Annotated in this window: 11 protein-coding genes and 1 riboswitch; of the genes, 8 read left to right on the top strand and 3 right to left on the bottom strand. The window is 44.0% G+C overall.

What is annotated here, in order from left to right; translation table 11 throughout:
• Positions 1-131 precede the first annotated feature (131 nt).
• Positions 132-262, bottom strand: a riboswitch (cobalamin riboswitch).
• Between the two features lie 327 nt (positions 263-589).
• Positions 590-1,999 carry a sensor histidine kinase gene (locus tag G496_RS0101840; RefSeq protein WP_027177773.1) on the top strand — a complete coding sequence of 470 codons (1,410 nt, stop codon included), beginning with the start codon at positions 590-592 and terminating at the stop codon, positions 1,997-1,999.
• The gene (locus G496_RS0101845) at positions 1,999-3,330 is read left to right on the top strand and encodes a sigma-54-dependent transcriptional regulator (RefSeq protein WP_027177774.1); all 1,332 of its coding nucleotides are present in this window, start codon (positions 1,999-2,001) and stop codon (positions 3,328-3,330) included. Before G496_RS0101840 ends, G496_RS0101845 begins: the two co-directional genes overlap by 1 nt.
• A gap of 10 nt (positions 3,331-3,340) precedes the next feature.
• Here the strand turns inward: G496_RS0101845 and G496_RS0101850 are convergent, their stop codons facing one another.
• A complete protein-coding gene (locus tag G496_RS0101850; protein ID WP_034632032.1) occupies positions 3,341-5,416 on the bottom strand; it encodes a S16 family serine protease in 2,076 nt (691 codons plus the stop codon).
• Between the two features lie 622 nt (positions 5,417-6,038).
• Between G496_RS0101850 and G496_RS0101860 the strand changes: the two genes are divergently transcribed.
• The 3 genes from G496_RS0101860 to nhaB all read left to right on the top strand — a co-directional run bounded on the left by G496_RS0101860 (position 6,039) and on the right by nhaB (position 10,179).
• Complete coding sequence (locus tag G496_RS0101860; RefSeq protein WP_051294764.1) at positions 6,039-6,509, top strand: hypothetical protein; 471 nt, start codon at positions 6,039-6,041, stop codon at positions 6,507-6,509.
• A gap of 43 nt (positions 6,510-6,552) precedes the next feature.
• Positions 6,553-8,358: an SLC13 family permease gene (locus G496_RS0101865; RefSeq protein WP_027177777.1), complete on the top strand. Its 1,806-nt coding sequence runs from the start codon at positions 6,553-6,555 to the stop codon at positions 8,356-8,358.
• Between the two features lie 198 nt (positions 8,359-8,556).
• A complete protein-coding gene (gene nhaB / locus G496_RS0101870; protein ID WP_027177778.1) occupies positions 8,557-10,179 on the top strand; it encodes a sodium/proton antiporter NhaB in 1,623 nt (540 codons plus the stop codon).
• 209 nt (positions 10,180-10,388) lie between these two features.
• On the opposite strand, the gene G496_RS0101875 is transcribed toward nhaB, so the two are convergent.
• Positions 10,389-11,384, bottom strand: coding sequence for an aldo/keto reductase (locus G496_RS0101875; protein WP_211233821.1), 996 nt, complete (start codon positions 11,382-11,384; stop codon positions 10,389-10,391).
• A gap of 112 nt (positions 11,385-11,496) precedes the next feature.
• Here G496_RS0101875 and G496_RS18515 point away from each other — a divergent pair, with 112 nt between their 5' ends.
• The 3 genes from G496_RS18515 to G496_RS0101890 all read left to right on the top strand — a co-directional run bounded on the left by G496_RS18515 (position 11,497) and on the right by G496_RS0101890 (position 17,259).
• Positions 11,497-12,366: a LysR substrate-binding domain-containing protein gene (locus G496_RS18515; protein ID WP_034632034.1), complete on the top strand. Its 870-nt coding sequence runs from the start codon at positions 11,497-11,499 to the stop codon at positions 12,364-12,366.
• A gap of 393 nt (positions 12,367-12,759) precedes the next feature.
• Positions 12,760-14,352: a nif-specific transcriptional activator NifA gene (nifA, locus tag G496_RS0101885; protein ID WP_027177780.1), complete on the top strand. Its 1,593-nt coding sequence runs from the start codon at positions 12,760-12,762 to the stop codon at positions 14,350-14,352.
• 255 nt (positions 14,353-14,607) lie between these two features.
• Entirely contained in the window at positions 14,608-17,259 is a 2,652-nt protein-coding gene (locus G496_RS0101890) for an outer membrane protein assembly factor BamB (protein ID WP_084407459.1), read from the top strand.
• A 167-nt stretch (positions 17,260-17,426) separates the two neighbouring features.
• On the opposite strand, the gene nifB is transcribed toward G496_RS0101890, so the two are convergent.
• Entirely contained in the window at positions 17,427-18,692 is a 1,266-nt protein-coding gene (nifB, locus tag G496_RS0101895; RefSeq protein ID WP_027177782.1) for a nitrogenase cofactor biosynthesis protein NifB, read from the bottom strand.
• Positions 18,693-18,726: the final 34 nt, after the last annotated feature.

The following is an 18,726-nucleotide window of genomic DNA, read 5'->3' on the forward strand; positions in this document are numbered from 1 at the left end:
AGGTCAACCGAATGGACCGCTTTATGTGTGAATCGCGGCTGGCCCGGAAGGCTCATACCGCAGGACTGATTGCAGCCTCACCCCGAATCGCGGGGTTGTTGGCGTTTGTTGATTGACCCTCAGCCGGAAAAGGCTGAAGGATACTTCAGGCAGGAGTGCTGACTTTTCAGACATGCTGAAACACAGCGGCGGAACCGTACCGGATTTTAACCGGATTTCCTGTGGCGTCCTCATAAAGGTCTCCTGAAGGACAAATCGACTTCGCTCAATCTAGCAGAGGAAAAAACTTGTATCAATAGTCTCTAGAAATTTTCTTGAAACTTCCTTTTCAGCCCTTGCGGGAGTAAGGATGAAAAGGATTGAACAGACCTTTTCCACAGTTGTTCAAAAAGATGTTTATAAGTATATAGTCTCTTGATATTTAATAGATAAAAACCGACAAAATTATTTTTATACACAAAATCAATCTATTTTTTAGAACCACAATTATTATCATTTTATCTGCTTTGACCTAATTGTCCGGTCAGGATATTTATCGATAAGATAAAACATTCAACAATTAACAACCATCGACTTCGGAGATAACTTGATGCCAAGGTTGAACATCCGCCAGAAAATCATCTTCGCCATTATAACATTCACAGTTTGTTTCGGTTGTGTTGCTCTGCTTTCATTCTCCAACATGGGTCAACTCAAGACAAGCATAGCTCTGGTTGAAAAAACTGACGACATCGCGAATCTTGTTCTTGAACTCCGCCGGGTTGAAAAAAACTTTTTCCTTTATCAGGACAAACGCTTTTTCGCTCAGGCCGGTGGCTACATAAAACAGATTTCCGCTCTGCTGGACACAATCAGAGCTAAAAAAGAAATGAAATATGCCGCAATTCTTACAGCGAGAATGAAGGATGAGCTGCAAAATTACGATACCATAATTTCTAATATGGAATATTCGGCAAAAAACTTCAAAATTTTCCCTGCCAACAGTCAGGAAAATCTCCGTGAATGCGGAAAAACACTTGTTGAAACCGCTAAATCAATCTCAGCCAGTGAAAGACTGAAAATTTTCACTATTAATGAAAAACTCCGCACCAACCTCATGGTTTCCATGACCGGTGTTGCACTGATTATGGTTCTGCTCGTATTTTTCTTTTTCAAAAACATACTCAGACCGCTTAAACAGGTGCAAAACGCAACACGCAGAATAGCCTCAGGAACATTCAAGCCCCTTGAAATACATAATGACCATGATGAAATTCAGCAGGTATTCGCAGCACTCAACAGCATGGTTGAACAATTGAATAAAAGGCAGGAGCAACTGATACAGGCCCGCAAACTGTCTTCCATAGGAACACTGGCTTCGGGAATGGCACATCAGCTTAATAATCCACTTAACAATATTTCAACTTCCTGCCAGATTCTTATGGAAAACAAATCAGGAGAAGACCCGTTCGCCGATAAAATGATGAAGAATATCAGTCAGGAAACCTTAAGGGCCAGGGATATCGTTCAGGGACTGCTCGATTTTTCAAGGCAGAAAGATTATGCTCCTTCGAATTCAAGTCTTAGATTTGTGACTGAAAGAGTCGAAGGGCTTGTTTCAAGCCGGCTGCCTGCCAATATTAAACTGAACATAGACCTTCCGCAGGATATTACCATCCCGGTTGACGCCCAGCACATGCAGGAAGTTTTCATAAACCTTATTTTGAATTCAATTCAGGCCATTGAACCGGATCAAGGTGAAATAAGTGTCTCCGGATCAATCAAAGAAAGCGGCATTCAGATTCTGGTTAAAGATTCCGGTCAGGGCATGACCCCTGACGTTATGAGCCGCATCTTCGATCCGTTCTATACAACAAAAGAAGTCGGTCAGGGTACTGGACTGGGACTTTCCATCGCTTATGGAATTATTGAAAAAGCCGGCGGAAAAATACTTGTTTCAAGCATTGAGAATCAGGGTACAACTTTCACTATAAACCTACCCCTGAACAGGGACAGCTAATGACAGCGGAAAAAATTTTAATTGTAGATGATGAAGTTATAGCTAGAGAAAATATATCCTGGATTCTTCAGCAGGAAGGCTATCTTCCGACCATAGTAGAAACCGCTGAAGCGGCTCTCGATGCCCTCTCCCAGCAGGAATATGCCCTGATCATCACAGACCTCATGCTGCCGGGTATGAGCGGAATAGAGCTTCTGGAAAAAGTTAGAACAATGCTCCCTTCGGCCGAAGTGATCGTTATCACCGGCCACGCCACTGTCGAAACTGCTGTAAAGGCCATGCAGAAAGGAGCCCATTCATATATTGCCAAACCTCTCAACATTGAAGAGCTGAAAACTCAGGTTATAAAAGCTCTGGAGCAGCGCGCCCTTTCCGTTGAAGTACTGCGCCTGCGTAAAATGATAGCTCAGGGCAGACCGGACCTGCCGCTTGTCGGTCAAAGTACTCCCCTTAGAAACCTGAAGAGGAAAATAGCTCAGGTTGCCCAGATGAACTGCAACGTTCTGATTCAGGGAGAAACAGGAACAGGAAAGGAGCTTGTTGCTAAAAGTATTCACATGCTCAGCCCCAGATCATCGGAACGCTTTATGGCCATCAACTGTGGAACCTTTACCACGGAACTTATGGATAAGGAGCTTTTCGGACACGAAAGGGAGGCTTTTACCGGGGCAAGCAGAGGGCAGAAAGGTATTCTGGAAGTCGCTGACGGTGGAACTGTTTTCTTTGATGAAATAGGAGAACTCCCGCTGAACATGCAGGTCAAACTGCTTAGAGTTCTACAGGAAAGAAATTTTTTAAGAGTCGGCGGAACCAAAGAAATTCCGGTAGATATCAAAGTTGTTGCGGCAACCAACTGCGATCTGGCGGAAGAGGTCAACGCGGGAAGATTCCGGCAGGACCTTTTTTACAGACTGAACGTTGTCACCCTTAATGTTCCACCGCTCAGAACACTTAAAGATGATATCCCTGTTCTTGTCGGACATTTTCTGGAGCAATACAGAACTAAAGAATTTTCCATAAACTCGATTTCGCAGGAAACTCTGGATATTTTGATGCAGTATTCATTTCCCGGAAACGTCCGCGAACTTGAAAACATCGTTCAACGGGCTCTGGCTTTAGCCGGTGGAACGGAATTCATCCCGGACCTGCTGCCTTCGGAAGTATATCGCTCTGTCAGCCAGAAACCCCTTGAAACTTTAGAGGATGTTGAAAAACAGCATATCCGCAAAGTGCTGTCAGCAATGCGCGGCAATAAAACCAAAACCGCCGAGGTTCTGGGAATAGACAGAGTCTCACTCTGGAGAAAACTTAAAAAATACCAGATTGAATAACACTTACCGATCAGTTTTCAAGAGTTGCCTCGACAACCTCGCTCATTGATTTAACAAAAATCAATTCCAAAGAAGCGGTAATCTTTGATTCCAGACCGGATGCTTCAACTCGACATTTTTCAGGAAGCACAACCCTGGCTACTCCAGCGTTGGAAGCCGCCAGAAGTTTATCCCTGATGCCTCCGACTTTCAAAATCTCGCCCAGAAGTGAAAGTTCTCCACTCACGGCGGTGTCCTGTCTTACAGCTCTTCCGGTCAGCAGCGACAGAAGTGAAACAGCTATTGCAACTCCAGCCGACGGACCTTCTTTGCTGACACCTCCGGCAGGGATATGAATATGAATGTCACTATGTTCAAAAAAATCAGCATCAATTCCATAATCGGCAGCATTACTGCGGATGTAGCTTAAAGCTGTTTTGGCCGATTCACGCATTACTTCACCAAGAGAACCGGTCAGCATCAGTTGTTTGCTGCCTTTCATTCCGGCAGCTTCCACAAAAATAATTTCCCCGCCCTCTCTGGTCCAGACAAGGCCGGTTGTCATCCCCACCCGCGCACCGCTGAAAGCCGTTGATTTTTCGAATTTAGCAGGGCCAAGCAGACTGTTTATCTTTTCCGGGTCCAGCTGTTCTTCATCGCCGGAAACCTGCTCTTCAAGGAAGAGCCGTGCAAACTTACGACACAATGAAGCGGTTTCTTTTTCCAGCCCACGCAGCCCGGCTTCACGGGTATAACTGGAAATAAGATAACGCGCGCTATCATCAGTTATGTTGACCTGTTTTTTACCAAGGCCATGACGGTGCAATTGATCAGGAAGAAGAAAATCCTTGAGAATCAGAATCTTGTCTTCAATAGAATATCCTGTGAATTCTATTTCCTCCATACGGTCTATCAATGGAGCTGAAAGTCTGCTTATGTCATTTACTGTGGCGATAAACATGGCTTCAGATAGATCAAAAGGAACGGCAAGATAATTATCAACAAAAGCACTGTTCTGTTGCGGGTCCAATAATTCCAGCAGCACTGCGGTGGCATCACCATCAAAATTCTTGATAATTTTATCCATCTCATCAAGCATAATCACAGGATTTCTGGCTCCGCACTTTTGCACTTCCTGTATAATCCTGCCGGGTAAAGCTCCAAGATAAGTTCGCCTGTGGCCTCTCAGTTCCGCCTCATCCCTTAATCCGGCAAGAGAAATACGGATAAATTTTCTGCCCAGAGCTTCAGCAACGGCCTTGCCTATTGAAGTTTTGCCGGTTCCGGGAGGGCCTGAAAAACAAAGCACAGGGCCATTCAGATTCAGATAACTGCCGCCTTTACTGGCCAGCTCGTCAACGTGCTCTCTCAGTTTTCCGAGGTTGACGGGTTTACTCATATAATGATCAGCACCCTGCTTCATGGCACTGACAGCAGTTGAAACAGAAGCATACCCCGTAAGCATGACGATACCTGTTTCAGGCCATCTTTCGCGCACTTCTCCGGTCAGATTGAGTCCGTCCATGCCCTGCATTTTCAGATCAGTCACAACAACATTGGCCGGTTTTGCTGCCATGGCTTCAATAGCTGTAACTCCGTCAGAAGCTGTTCTGACCTCATAGCCATCCTGATCAAAAACATAGGACAGATTTTCGCGGGTTATTTCTTCATCATCAACTATAAGGATACTACGCCTGTTCTGGGTATGGAGTTTTTTTACAGCCAGATATTCCAGTATTCTTTCTTTTACCTGACTCAAACCATGATGGCGGAGGTTGAGCACTGATTCCGCCTTTTCCAGATCAAGATCATCCCGTGTAAGGACGTTCCATGGTAAAGAAATCACAAACTCAAGATAGTTTATTGAAATATTAAATTCAGGACCACCGGGTTGGATACCCATAAGGTTCTCATATTCTGCTGTAACTGAATCATATACCGCTTCAGGAAGTCCGGCATTATCAATTCGTCTTTTAAGGTCACGCAAAATTGACGAACCGGCTTTGGACTCTTCAACACCTTTATTTGAAGGATTTACAGGAGTTGGAGATTCACTTTTTTCAAGTTCTACAGCATCCGCCTTCTCTTTTTTAAAAAAACCGAACATATATAGCTCCCGGTCCCTGATTAAGATTGACTATACTTCAATATAAACCAAATAACACAGGCCATTAAGGCTGTTAACATTGCATAACGCAACAAAATACCATTTAGCAGGATATACTATGTGAATAATCTAACAATTATTTTTTACATTATTTATATATTTGTTTTTATTGCATTTTTTAAAACAGCCGCGCAAATGAGTCCGCAAATAAACATAAAAAATTTTCAGATTGAAACAAATTCAAGCCAATTTTGAGGTTAAATGCCAAATATAGTGTTGCATATTTAAACGCAATTTTTAAAAAACTTATCCGAGATAGCGCAAGCATTCTTAAAAAACACCGTGTTTCATGTTTCATAGTGTAACACACGCTATATTGCCACCTTATCGTCTAGCAGCCTGATTCAATTATTTCAATATGTTACGCTTTTAAAAATCCTTGGCACGCTAATTGTAATTTATAGAGCAAACAGGAGGACTCTGTATGCTCTACCAAGCTGTTGTAAATTTCTTGGATAAACACCAAGCCCAACTGGCAAAGGACAATAGAAGCACATGTAGTACCGGTTCCTGGGTAATCAACCATAATAGTTTTCTCTGCGAGAGAAAGGAGGGATTACAATTGAAAAATTTCTTTTCAAAATTGTTTGGTAAAAATATGGATAAGGCCGAAAGCACTGTTGCAGAAACATGCACCTGTGCGAACGAGAACAAGGAAGAATGCCGCGAAACCTGCAAAATCCTTGTAGTAAGCAACGAACCGACCTTTTCACGGGAAATTATCTCTTATTCCGTTTCCATGGCTGCGAAAACAGACTCTTCAATTGTCGCCCTGAATATTTATGAAAACGGACAGGACTTTACAGGCTATGCCGATGAATCCTGCCGCAGAATAGATGCCTTCTCCTCAGCTGCATCTGAAATGGGTCTCTGTTTCAACCACCTTGTTGAAAGCGGAAACGAGGATAACGTTATAGCTCAGCTTCACGCTAAAGATCCTCAATACAGGTATGTTATCAATGACGTTCCCCGTGCAAGAACAGGCGCTACAACCTTTCCTGTTTATACCCGGGCAACGATGCGGGCCAAATAAAATTTTGGTTCCGCTCTGAGCTTAAAAACAACAAGGTACTGATATGACCCCAGAAATAATTCTCGTTATCGGTGTTCTCGTCTTCGCGGTTCTGCTCTTCATATTTGAATGGGTCAGAGTTGATGTTGTCGGGATAATCATGATGGTTCTTCTCCCGCTTCTTGGCCTGGTAACACCGAAGCAGGCCATAAGCGGACTCAGCAGTAATGCTGTTGTATCAATCATAGCAGTTATAATTATCGGCGCAGGTCTGGACAAAACAGGAGTTATGAACTCCATGGCCAGAATAATTCTGCGTTTTGCCGGAAAAAGCGAAACCAGAATAACAACCCTGATCGCCGCTACAGTAGCTGTAATTTCCGGGTTCATGCAGAATATCGGAGCAGCTGCCCTCTTTATGCCGGCAGCAAAACGAATCGGTAACCAGACCGGAGTACCAGTCGGCAGAATTCTGATGCCCATGGGATTCTGCGCCATCATCGGCGGCTGTCTGACACTTGTCGGTTCCAGTCCGCTTATCCTGCTCAACGACCTCATGGTCGTAGGCGGAAAGCATTACGAACCCTTCGGACTTTTTGGAGTAACTCCAATTGGTATAGCTCTGATAATAGCTGCTCTGGCTTATTTCATACTTTTCGGCAGGTTTATACTCCCTTCAAGAAAAGGTGATGAAAATTCCGGACCCATGTCAGCTGTTATCTCGGACACATACAGTGGAGTAGGCTCCATGTATGAGCTGCATATCCCTAATGAATGGGAAAGTGCCGGCCCCCTTCACGCACTTGAACTGCGTCCCATTTTCTTCTGTACGGTTGTTGCCGTCTCCAGAAACGGAGGCACTGAGCACTACCATGCTCCGGAACCGTCTTTCAGACTTCAGCCCGGTGACCATATCGTGGTTGTTGGACCGCAGGAATATGCCTCTAAAATGGCTGAAAAAATGAACTGGAATCTCCAGTCGGAATTAAGCTCATTCGCAGAAGAGCTTTCCCCCAATAATGCCGGAATTATGGAAGGTATTATTACCCCGAGATCTGAATGGGTCGGCGAAACTTTAAAAGACGTCAAACTCAGAAACAGATTTCAGGTTTCACCTCTTGCCATTTTCCGTGGCGAGAAAATTTTCGTCAGCGGCCTTAACGACATAGAGCTCGAAACAGGTGATGCTCTGTTGATGCACGGCCGCTGGGAAATGTTCCATGTTCTGAAAGAAAGACCGGACCTCGTTTTCACAGAGACTGTAAGAGGAGAGATTCTCCGCGCGGACAAAGCCCGTACCGCCCTTTTATGGCTTGCAGTATCTCTTGTCATGATCCTTGGTTTCCATGTCCAGCTCTCCATAGCCCTTCTTGCGGGAGCTTTGGGTATGATCCTGACAAAGGTTCTGACTATTGACGAGGCCTACAACTCAGTAGACTGGATGACCGTCTTTCTGCTGGGTGGACTTATTCCCTTGGGCATGGCTTTTGAAAATACAGGAGCGGCAAAATATATTGCCGATACCATTATGACCACGCTTGGCACCCCGACACCGATCGTTCTGCTCACAGTCATTGGTATTCTGACCTCATTCTTTACTCTTGTAGCTTCAAACGTCGGCGCAACGGTACTTTTAGTCCCACTTTCAATGAATATGGCTTTAAGAGCAGGAGTTGACCCACGCATGGCAGCATTGACCGTTGCTGTCGCCGCGTCCAATACTTTTGTTCTCCCCACCCATCAGGTTAACGCCCTGATAATGAGACCGGGAGGTTATAAAACAATAGATTACGTCAAGTCAGGCGCAGGAATGACAATTCTGTATCTTGTCGTAATGATATCCGCTCTGGTCTTTTTATACGGAGTTTAACCAGCTTATTATTGGAGTTATAGCCAGTCTAGGATACTTGCACACATCCTGACTCAGGTTTATAGAAACCTCCAAGCACTGTTTCCTTTTCCCTATACTTAAGCAGTGAGACTTGAAAGTTGCACAGGGGCTCAGAGCCCCTGTGCATTTTTCCGGTTTCATTCAGTCAAGACTGCATACTAGTAGGAGTATAAAACAATGAGTCTCGGTTTTTCACAAACCTACGGGCGCAATTTCCTTGGAAGTGCGCCGGGATGGTACAAAAAAACAATTCTGGCCTTTTTAATTCTCAACCCGGTTGTGCTTTTTACAGCAGGACCATTTGTCTCAGGATGGCTCCTGATCGCCGAGTTTATCTTTACTCTGGCTATGGCTCTAAAATGCTATCCCCTGCCCGCTGGCGGCCTTCTCGCTTTTGAAGCAATCATTCTAAAAATGACCAACGCTGAAACTGTCTATGAAGAAGCTCTTAAAAACTTTGAAGTAATCCTGCTGCTTATTTTCATGGTTGCCGGTATTCACTTCATGAAGGACTTTCTTCAGTTCACGTTCACCAGAATCCTGACAAGAGTTCGCTCAAAGTATGCGATTTCACTCCTGTTCTGCCTCGCAGGAGCTTTTCTTTCAGCATTTCTGGACGCTCTGACAGTTACCGCGGTCATCATGGCTGTTTCATACGGCTTCTACAACGTTTACCACCGCTTCATTTCCGGTAAAAAAATTGATGAGGAACACAACCTCGCAAGTGATGATCTTGTAAAGGAAATGAACAGAAAGGATCTTCTCGAATTCAGAGGATTCCTGCGCAACCTGATGATGCACGGTGCTGTTGGTACTGCTCTCGGCGGTGTATGTACACTCGTTGGTGAACCTCAGAACCTCCTTATCGGCAGTGAAATGGGCTGGCACTTCATGCCTTTTGCCAAAGAAGTTTCACCTGTCACCGTTCCTGTTCTTATTATAGGTCTGCTGACATGTCTGCTGGTAGAGAAATTCCATGTATTCGGTTACGGATTCCAGCTCCCCGGCAACATCCGCTCCCACCTGCTTGAAACAGCTGTAAAGCAGGAAAAAAAGAACGGCGAAGCAGGAAAAGCAAAAATCGTAATCCAGTGCATTACCGGTATCTGGCTCGTGTGCGCACTGGCTTTCCACCTTGCCGCTGTAGGTCTGGTCGGACTTTCAGTTATTGTCATCCTGACCTCAATGACCGGTATTACTGAAGAACATCAGCTTGGTGAAGCCTTTGAAGAAGCTCTTCCTTTTACCGCTCTGCTGGTTGTATTCTTCTCAGTTGTTGCGGTTATCCATGACCAGCAGCTGTTCAAACCCATCATTGATTTTGTTCTGAGCATGCACGGCAGCCATCAGCTTGCAGCATACTATGTAGCAAACGGACTGCTTTCATCTATTTCAGATAACGTATTTGTTGCAACAGTTTACATATCTGAAACCAAGCTTCACTTTGTTCACATGCTCGGAGCCATCCCTGATATCGGTATGACCGGACAGCAGCTTATGGATAAGCTTACTGATCCTCATTTAACCCGTGCCGATGTCCTTTCAACTCTGCCTCAGGCAGCCGCAGCGCAGGCCAAGGCTCTCATGCTGCATTTCGACAAGCTGGCTGTTGCCATCAACACCGGAACAAATATTCCAAGTGTCGCAACACCAAACGGTCAGGCAGCCTTCCTCTTCCTGCTGACATCTGCTCTGGCTCCTGTCATCAGGCTTTCATACGGAAGAATGGTAAAGCTGGCTCTTCCTTATACAATAACCATGTCACTGACCGGTCTTTTCGCTGTTTATTTCTTCCTTTAGTTTAAACAGCTAAACCACGTCATGTGGACACGAGGATGCGAATATACCCGCTACTCAATCTGCTTAAGATAATAAAAGTCCCCCGAAAGAGCGCTTTCGGGGGACTTTTTTACTCCAACATAATATATTTTAAAAAAGATGTTATAATTTTCACAAGACCCTTAGAAAATTATTTCCAACACATACTAAGCAGTCTTTTAGTCGTTAATCTAGGCATTAAGGCCCTTCATTCCTTCATCAGTATAGCGTTGGCCGATTATTATTCGTGAAGCAAGGAGACTGTTGATTTCGCTCATTTCCTTGGTGCTGAAATCAACAGCAGCCGCTCCGATATTTGATTTCAGATGCTCAACTTTTGTGGTGCCGGGAATGGGAACTATATTATCAGACTGACTCATAACCCACGCCAGCGACAATTGTGCAAGGCTGCATTTCTTATTTTCGGCAATCTGACTCAGCTCCTGTGCAATCCTGAGATTATTATCATAAGCCTCACCGCTGAAACGAGGCAAGGAGGACCTGAAATCGGAATCACCTTCACATGATGGAGCCTGAGAACTGAGAAGTCCTCTGCAAATAGGGCTGTATGGAACAAATGTTATTCCCATTTCTCTGGTGGCAGGAAGGATTTCCTGCTCGGGATCACGGGTAAACATTGAATACTCTGTCTGCAAAGCGGTTACAGGATGAACAGCGCAGGCCTTTTCCAGAGTCTCCTTTGAAACTTCGGACATTCCAATAGCTCTTATTTTTCCTTCTTCAACCAGACGCGAAAGTTCGCCAACAGTTTCTTCTACCGGAGTATCATTACCAAGCCTGTGGATATAATACAGATCTATATAATCCGTGTTTAAACGTTTCAGGCTGTCATGGCATGCTTTTCTTACATATTCAGGACGACCATCCAGTACACGGGCGTATTCACCTTTTTTCCTGACAATACCAAATTTAGTTGCAATGACGGCCCGATCCCTTTTGCCTTTAAGGGAATAGGCCAGCAGTTCTTCATTATGTCCATGACCGTATGTGTCTGCCGTATCGAAGAAATTGACCCCGTTATCAAGAGCGTAATTGATCAGCTCTGAAGCCTGCTCTTTTGTGGAAGCTTCACCGTAAAACTCACTAAGTCCCATACAGCCTAAACCAAGAGCTGAAACTTCAATATCAGTCATACCGAGCTTCAAAGTTTTCATCTTACCGGACATATTTACATCTCCTGTTTATTAAATTGATTTGACGGCTCCATTAATATGCAGGAATGATAAATATGAGAAATATATCTTTTCAATTACTGTAAGATTGATTACGACTTATTAAATGGACTCAAAACAGCTCAGATACTTTGTTGCAGTGGCAGAAGAACTGCATTTCGGCAAGGCCGCTAAGCGGCTTAACATGTCCCAGCCTCCCCTTAGCCAGCATATTATAAAATTTGAAGAGGAGCTGGAAACAAAACTGTTTTCCCGCAATAAAAGGTCTGTGACTCTTACCGCCGCAGGCAAAAGTTTGCTTGAAGATGCGCGGCGGATTCTCAGACTTACTGATCTGGCCGAAGAAAAATTGAAGGCTACAGCCCAAGGCAGAGCCGGGACACTGACCCTTTCCTACGTTGCCCCGGCACTTGATACTGACCTGCCGCTTAAAATCGGTCGTTACAAAACAGATTATCCCGAAGTAAAGCTTTCACTTCTGGAGATGAAAACATTCAATCAGCTGGATGAAATTCGTAAAGGATCAGTTGACGCGGGGATAGTCAGACTTTTTAGGCATAATACAGAAGGATTGGCTTATGATTTGTTTCATTCAGAGTCTTATGCACTGATAATCCCGGCCGGACATAGATTTGAGAGTAAAAAATCAGTCAATATTGCGGAGCTTGCCGGAGAAAAATTTATCTTTGCTCCACGAAGAATACAAAGTGCCTTATATGATGAATGGCTGAAAATCTTCTCCGAGGCCGGATTTATACCGGATATTGTACAGGAAGCAGAGAGTAAAAATACAGCTCTGGCCCTTGTCCGAGCCGGACTTGGTATATCCATAGTTCCGGAAAGCCTGTCTATGCGATCTTCAAAAGAAGTAATTTTTAAAAAACTTTCAGGTCCAATTCCTGACCTTGAGCTTCATATTGCTTACCTTGAAAGTAATGAAAATCCCGCACTGCGAAATTTTTTAACCACCACTTAATTAATTTTAATTCATAAACATTGATCAGTTATGATGTTTTGCCCCATTTACAGCTTTTAAAATTAAAAATAGCTTAAAGACACTGCAAAGAACAAATTATACACAGAACATAAATGTAACTTTAAAAACACATTACGGGCTATCATTGCTGCCGTTTAACTGTTAATATTATTTCATCTTTATTACAGTTCGACTTATCCAAGTTTCAATATTGCAATATAAAGCCATCAGGGACAAACACTATTAGTATAAACATTTGCAATTATGTCTAAGAGTTTTTGTAGATTAACAATTATGTAATAATATTTTATAATAATATATTCTTATCCTACTGATTTTAAAGATATATTTACTTTACAGTCTAATGGCACTCAATTTGCTTGCTAAATGTCTATGCCATCATCACTAAGCGGCCTAAAAATATCTGCTCTGCTGGCAATATGTCAGGTAATTGATCAGGCTCTGAATCTGGAATCAGCTCTTAACGGAGTTCTTAAAATACTCTCCGAAAAACTGAGCATGCAGCGGGCCACCGTTACCTTACATGATGCAGGCAGCGGGCATCTTTCCATCACCTCCTCATACGGTTTGACTGTTGAAGAAAAACAGAGGGGGGTCTATCGGCTTGACGAAGGGGTTACCGGTCGAATTTTCAGAACCGGGGAACCTTTCTATGTACCTGACATCAGTAAGGAACCTCTGTTTCTTGATAAAACAGGTTCACGCAAACTTCAGAGGGCTACAACCTCATTTATCGGCGTTCCCATTATACTGCATGGTGATCCCATAGGGGTTCTGAATGTTGACCGCCTTTTTGAGGATGATATTGAATTTGAAGAAGATATAGACTTTCTGAAAATTGTAGCAACTCTCATCGGCCAGTTCATCAGCCTGAATGAAAAGATATTGAAACGTGAAGAAGTTCTGAAAAGGGAAAACACTTCACTCCGCTATCAGGTGTCCAAAAAATCAAAGGGCTTATATATAGTCGGCCAGAGCTCGGCTATGACTGAAGTCCAGCGCAAAATTGAAAAAGTATCTCCCACCAAGGCAACCGTCATGCTTCTTGGTGAGTCCGGTGTCGGTAAAACCCTGATCGCCAGAATTATCCATGAACTTTCCGAAAGGAACGGTCATCCGTTCATTAAAGTGAACTGTGCCTCAATCCCTGAAAATCTGCTTGAATCAGAACTTTTCGGTTACGAAAAGGGAGCATTTACCGGAGCAACCGGTACGAGACAGGGCAGATTTGAAGAGGCTGACGGCGGAACCATTTTCCTTGACGAAATTGGCGAATTTCCCATGAATCTACAGGCAAAACTGTTGCGGGTTCTTCAGGAAAAAGAGCTTGAAAGACTTGGATCAAACCGCACCAGAACTATAGATGTAAGAATACTTGCGGCAACAAACCGGGATATAAAAGAGCTTGTTGAAAGAAATGAATTCAGGCTTGATCTCTACTATCGTCTGAATATCTTCCCTATTCTGGTTCCACCGCTTAGAGACCGTAAAGAAGATATAACTAAACTTCTTAATCATTTTCTGCAGAAAATGTCAGAAGACTACGGTCGCAAAATGTTTTTCTCACCTCCTGCTCTGGACGCCCTTATTTCATACGACTGGCCCGGAAATGTCCGGGAAATGCAGAACCTTATCGAACGGCTGGTAATCATGTCCGAAAGTGAAATGATCAGCCTCGACTTTCTGGAATCGTATGTAAATCTGGATTCTTCTGCTGAACTTGTTGAAGCAGCCCAGCTTGAACGCCCGAAACCGGAAGCCACTCCCCCGGTAAAAGCTCCTAAAAATAAATCGCTTAAAGAAGTTGAGCGTGAAGAACTTGTTTCCGCTTTGGAGCGCAACGGCTGGATACAGTATAAAGCTGCCGAAGATCTCGGTCTGACTGCCAGACAGATGGGTTACAGAGTGCGTAAATACAAGCTTGAAAGCATGATTGCCGAAGGCCGGGCTGATCTGAGAAGATAGGCTTGACCTTACCGTCCATAGTCTCACCTACAGAGCCTTTTAAGTACCCCTTAAGAATCTTCTACACTACTCAGGCTGATCCTACAGCACTGTCAGAACATATCCATACAAAATTCCCAACTAAGCAATATATTGACATTCTAAACTAAAGATAAATAAAGAACTGACTTTAGCAATTATCTTTTGAATCAACGTTATGGCTTTATACTGAATTACATCTATTGAGCTTTAGAATGTAGTTAATGGGGGAATATTATGGGTAGCGATACAACATTGTCGAAGTTTAGTAGTTATAATTTTATACTGATCATTACATTTATTATATGCTTAGCCTGTGCAAGCCAGTCCAGAGCTGCTGAAACCATGAAGTGGAAATTTAAAACTGACTGGAGGCTCTACAGCTGCCCTGCTGTTGGGACTGATGGAACCGTATATTTAGGAACTACCAACGAGAATGCTGAAACTATAAAACTCATTGCCCTGAATCCTGATAAAACCGTAAAATGGACATACTATACAAACTACAGCGCCTACTCTCCTACAGCAGTAAGTCCTGACGGTAATATTTATTTCGGGACAGAGGTTTCACTGGTTTCTCTGACTCACAATGGTAGAATAAACTGGAAAAAAAATATTCGTATCGGCAACAATAACGGCCCTGCTGTCGGTAGTGACGGAACTGTTTATACGGGTACAGAAAGCGCATTTGGAGACGGTAGCGGTCTCATGTATGCCCTCAATCCAAAAGACGGTTCCACCAAATGGACTTTCAGTCCTGATGGTGATGTTGCGACAGTCCCGGTTATAGCTAAGGACGGAACAATATATTTTGCAACCAGCAGCAACAAGATTTATGCGCTGAATCCTAATGGCACCGAGAAATGGAAATTCACTGCTGCTTATCCGGTGACAGCAGCACCGGCAATTGGCGCTGATGGAACTATTTATTTTGGAACATTTCAATATGACGCAACCAATACATTTTATGCGCTTGCCCCGAATGGCAGCATAAAATGGACTTTTACTGATAGCGGACCTTTTACCTCACAACCAGCTATCGGAGCAGATGGAACTATTTATGTAGCGGGAGACAAGCTTTTCGCTTTAACCCCGGAAGGACATAAAAAGTGGGGGTTTGCATCCTATAGTTCAGGTTCGTGGGCACAGGCATTTGGATGCCCGGTAATCGGTGCTGACGGAAATATCTACTTAGCAGTATGTAATAACATTTTGTATGTAATCAGTCCTTCCGGGACAAAAATAAGGGAACATGCTTTCACCGGTGTAGACAGCACAGGAAGAGGCATTGGATTCACCGCCACGACCCTTGCTGCGGATGGGACATTATATATTCCTTCTTACGATTCTTATCTCTACTCTTTCAGTACTTCCAGCAACGGCCCGGCAAATTCACCATGGCCCATGCAGGGCCGCGACTCCAAACACAGCGGAACCCATTGGAAAACCAACTACGACAAAGATAATGACGGACTCCCGGATGCATGGGAGTATGCAAATTTCTCAAACCTCAATCAAAATTCCGCAGGCGACTATGACAAGGACGGACTGAACAACAGCAGGGAGTTTAATCTAAACACAAACCCAGCTAAAAAAGATTCCGACAGTGATGGAATTCCGGATAAATGGGAAGTAGATAATCATACTGACCCTAATATCAATGATTCCGACTCCGACCCTGACGGTGACAATCTTTCAAACCTTGATGAATATAAAGCAGGGACTGATCCTCATGCTGTAATTGACTGGGCTCCTGTCTGGACCGTGGGGTCTCTTTCAAAATTTCGTTCAAAATCACCCGCAATTGCTGCTGACGGGACTATGTACTTCTACAATTCAACTTCGCTTGAAGCATTAACTCCAAATGGAGATTTAAAATGGGGGTACCCCACAGGACCAACAGACTACTACAGTCAGGGACCTGTGGTGGCTAAAGACGGAACAGTATACATCAGCTCAACTGAAAATAAATTCTACGCCATAAATCCTGATGGAAGCTTGAAATGGGATTTCAACGCATCCAGTTATTCACGGTATGCCCTCGCTGCTGATAATACAATCTACCTCGCATCGCGGGATAGTTCCGGCAACAGCACCCTCTTTGCAATATCACCTGAAGGTCATCTTAGATGGTCTGTTCCCCTTAATTCAAAAGTTGCATATCTCAATATTTCCGGAGACGGAGCAATATACTGCTTTTCTGATAATGGGGATATCGAAGCACTGGATAATACCGGTTCAAGGAAATGGATATTTTCATCAGGAGAAACTTCCATATCAGAAGCGGCTCTAGGCAAAGATGGAACTATATATGTTGGAGGAGGCAGATCACTTTTAGCTATCACTGCTGATGGCCATAAAATGTGGGAATATAATGTAAATATTAATGTGGTAAATTCGCCGGTAATTGATAACAGCGGCAACATCTGCTTCACTACAATGACAGACATCATCACTGTAGATCCGTCAGGAAGTTTACTGTGGACCTATAGGTTCGGACACGAGCTTGCTCAGGCTTCCGGCTATGACAGCTATTCTACAAGATATCTGATCTCAAACACACCCGTGGCCACGGCGGATGGAACCGTCTTTTTAGCAGCAAGTTTCATTGATGGTGCCAGTGAATTATTTGCTTTCAGAAACGGAATAAAAATCTGGTCCTCAAATGTTGACGGCACATTAAGAACAGCTCCGGTTATCACTGCTGACGGCAGTATCTACTTAGGAACATACTCAGGCACGGCATACAAAATAGCTACAGATTGCGGAGGTCTTGCAGACTCTGCATGGCCTAAATTCGCGGGGAATAACAGCAATACATCCGCATCATCCATCAAAGTAACTGCAAAGAATATCACCCCGGCCATACAACTTCTGCTTCTTAATTAATAAAACCGACTATAAAAAGTTATGGAGCCCGTAATCTGACCAGGATTACGGGCTCCAAGGCTGATGGGATATTATCATGTGTGAAAGTTACTCCCGCCATGTAGAGTTACCTTCAACCATCCCTATAAGAAGGAGAGAGCAAAGCTCCCCCCGACCAGTTCTGATTATTAGCCGCAGTTAAGGCCTGTACCAGTACAGCATCCTCCGGCGATACCGCCTCTGCGACCACTCAACGCTTCAATATTTCCGCCTGTGTAAACAGCCTCAAGAGCTGTTTCAATAAAACCGCTTATTGCGTGACAGGCTATGCCGCTCTCTTCAAGAGCCAGACGGGGAGTTTCACCAACAGCCGCGCAAAGGACTGCACGACAATCTTTGAGCACTGCTGCCAGTTCATCCCAGCGTTTGGGCCCGCAACCTGAAGTCGGTGCAGGACGTTCTTCAATAAGACGGTAACCGTCTGCGGACTGTCCCCAGATATAAAAGCTCTTTGCTTCACCGAGATGCTGATTGATGAGCATTCCTTCCCGGCTTGCTACAGCTACAAAAGGACGTCCGGCTTCAAGATTAAGCGGTGTAAGTTTTGAACAGGCCTGAAGTGTTCCGGAAAGACAGCCGGACTTGTCATTGCTGAGCAGGCCGACAGCATCTGCACGACAGCGTCTGCAATGAGTCATCTGTTCTATGTATTCCGAAGCTTCCTTGCGGAGCCTGTTAATCATTTTATGATCAGGTTCTTCAAATGAATGGAAAGGAGTATCTTCAGTCGGCTTGAGCGGAATGAGGTTCTGTATATCAGCACCAAGCTCAGAAACAACCTTTGCAACTTCAACCACATGTTCATCATTAATTCCGGGAATAACGATAGAATTAACTTTAACAGTTATACCACGTTCTTTAAGTCCCTTAATGGCTGCAAGCTGCCTTTCAAGAAGTAATTCAGCTCCCTTAATTCCTCTGTAGACAACATTACCGTCTTTGACCCACGAATAGATTTTTGCGCCTATTTCAGGGTCAACAGCACTGATAGTAATGGTCACATGAGAAACACCGAGGTCCTTGAGATCATCAAGGTAGGGCAGAATATTCATGCCGTTAGAAGAAAGACAGAAAATAAGTTCAGGATGATCTTTCTCCAGGAGTCTCATTGTTTCGAGAACTTCAGCAGGATTTGCGAAAGGATCACCGGGGCCGGCTATTCCGGCAACAGTAATACGCGGTTCTGCCTCAAGAACTTTTTCCATATATGTGGATGCCTGAAAAGGCTTTAAAACTCCGCTGGAAACGCCGGGGCGTGATTCATTAACGCAATCGTATTTACGGTTGCAGTAGTTACACTGGATGTTGCACTTGGGAGCAACGGGAAGATGCACGCGTCCACAGGAGCCTGCACTGGACTTGTTAAAACATGGATGCTTTGAAGAATCTTTCATTTTTGGTCTCCTGTCATATATTTCTACACTTAAT

This window comes from Maridesulfovibrio bastinii DSM 16055 (genome assembly GCF_000429985.1).
Classification (GTDB): Bacteria; Desulfobacterota; Desulfovibrionia; order Desulfovibrionales; family Desulfovibrionaceae; genus Maridesulfovibrio; species Maridesulfovibrio bastinii.

Excerpts from the sequence above, each read along its gene's own strand:
- G496_RS0101875 (WP_211233821.1), bottom strand. The coding sequence starts at position 11,384 with ATGTCCGGTAAGATGAAAACTTTGAAGCTCGGTATGACTGATATTGAA.
- G496_RS0101890 (WP_084407459.1), top strand. The coding sequence starts at position 14,608 with ATGGGTAGCGATACAACATTGTCGAAGTTTAGTAGTTATAATTTTATA.
- nifA (WP_027177780.1), top strand. The coding sequence starts at position 12,760 with ATGCCATCATCACTAAGCGGCCTAAAAATATCTGCTCTGCTGGCAATA.
- G496_RS0101865 (WP_027177777.1), top strand. The coding sequence starts at position 6,553 with ATGACCCCAGAAATAATTCTCGTTATCGGTGTTCTCGTCTTCGCGGTT.
- G496_RS0101840 (WP_027177773.1), top strand. The coding sequence starts at position 590 with ATGCCAAGGTTGAACATCCGCCAGAAAATCATCTTCGCCATTATAACA.
- G496_RS0101850 (WP_034632032.1), bottom strand. The coding sequence starts at position 5,416 with ATGTTCGGTTTTTTTAAAAAAGAGAAGGCGGATGCTGTAGAACTTGAA.
- G496_RS0101845 (WP_027177774.1), top strand. The coding sequence starts at position 1,999 with ATGACAGCGGAAAAAATTTTAATTGTAGATGATGAAGTTATAGCTAGA.
- nhaB (WP_027177778.1), top strand. The coding sequence starts at position 8,557 with ATGAGTCTCGGTTTTTCACAAACCTACGGGCGCAATTTCCTTGGAAGT.
- G496_RS18515 (WP_034632034.1), top strand. The coding sequence starts at position 11,497 with ATGGACTCAAAACAGCTCAGATACTTTGTTGCAGTGGCAGAAGAACTG.
- nifB (WP_027177782.1), bottom strand. The coding sequence starts at position 18,692 with ATGAAAGATTCTTCAAAGCATCCATGTTTTAACAAGTCCAGTGCAGGC.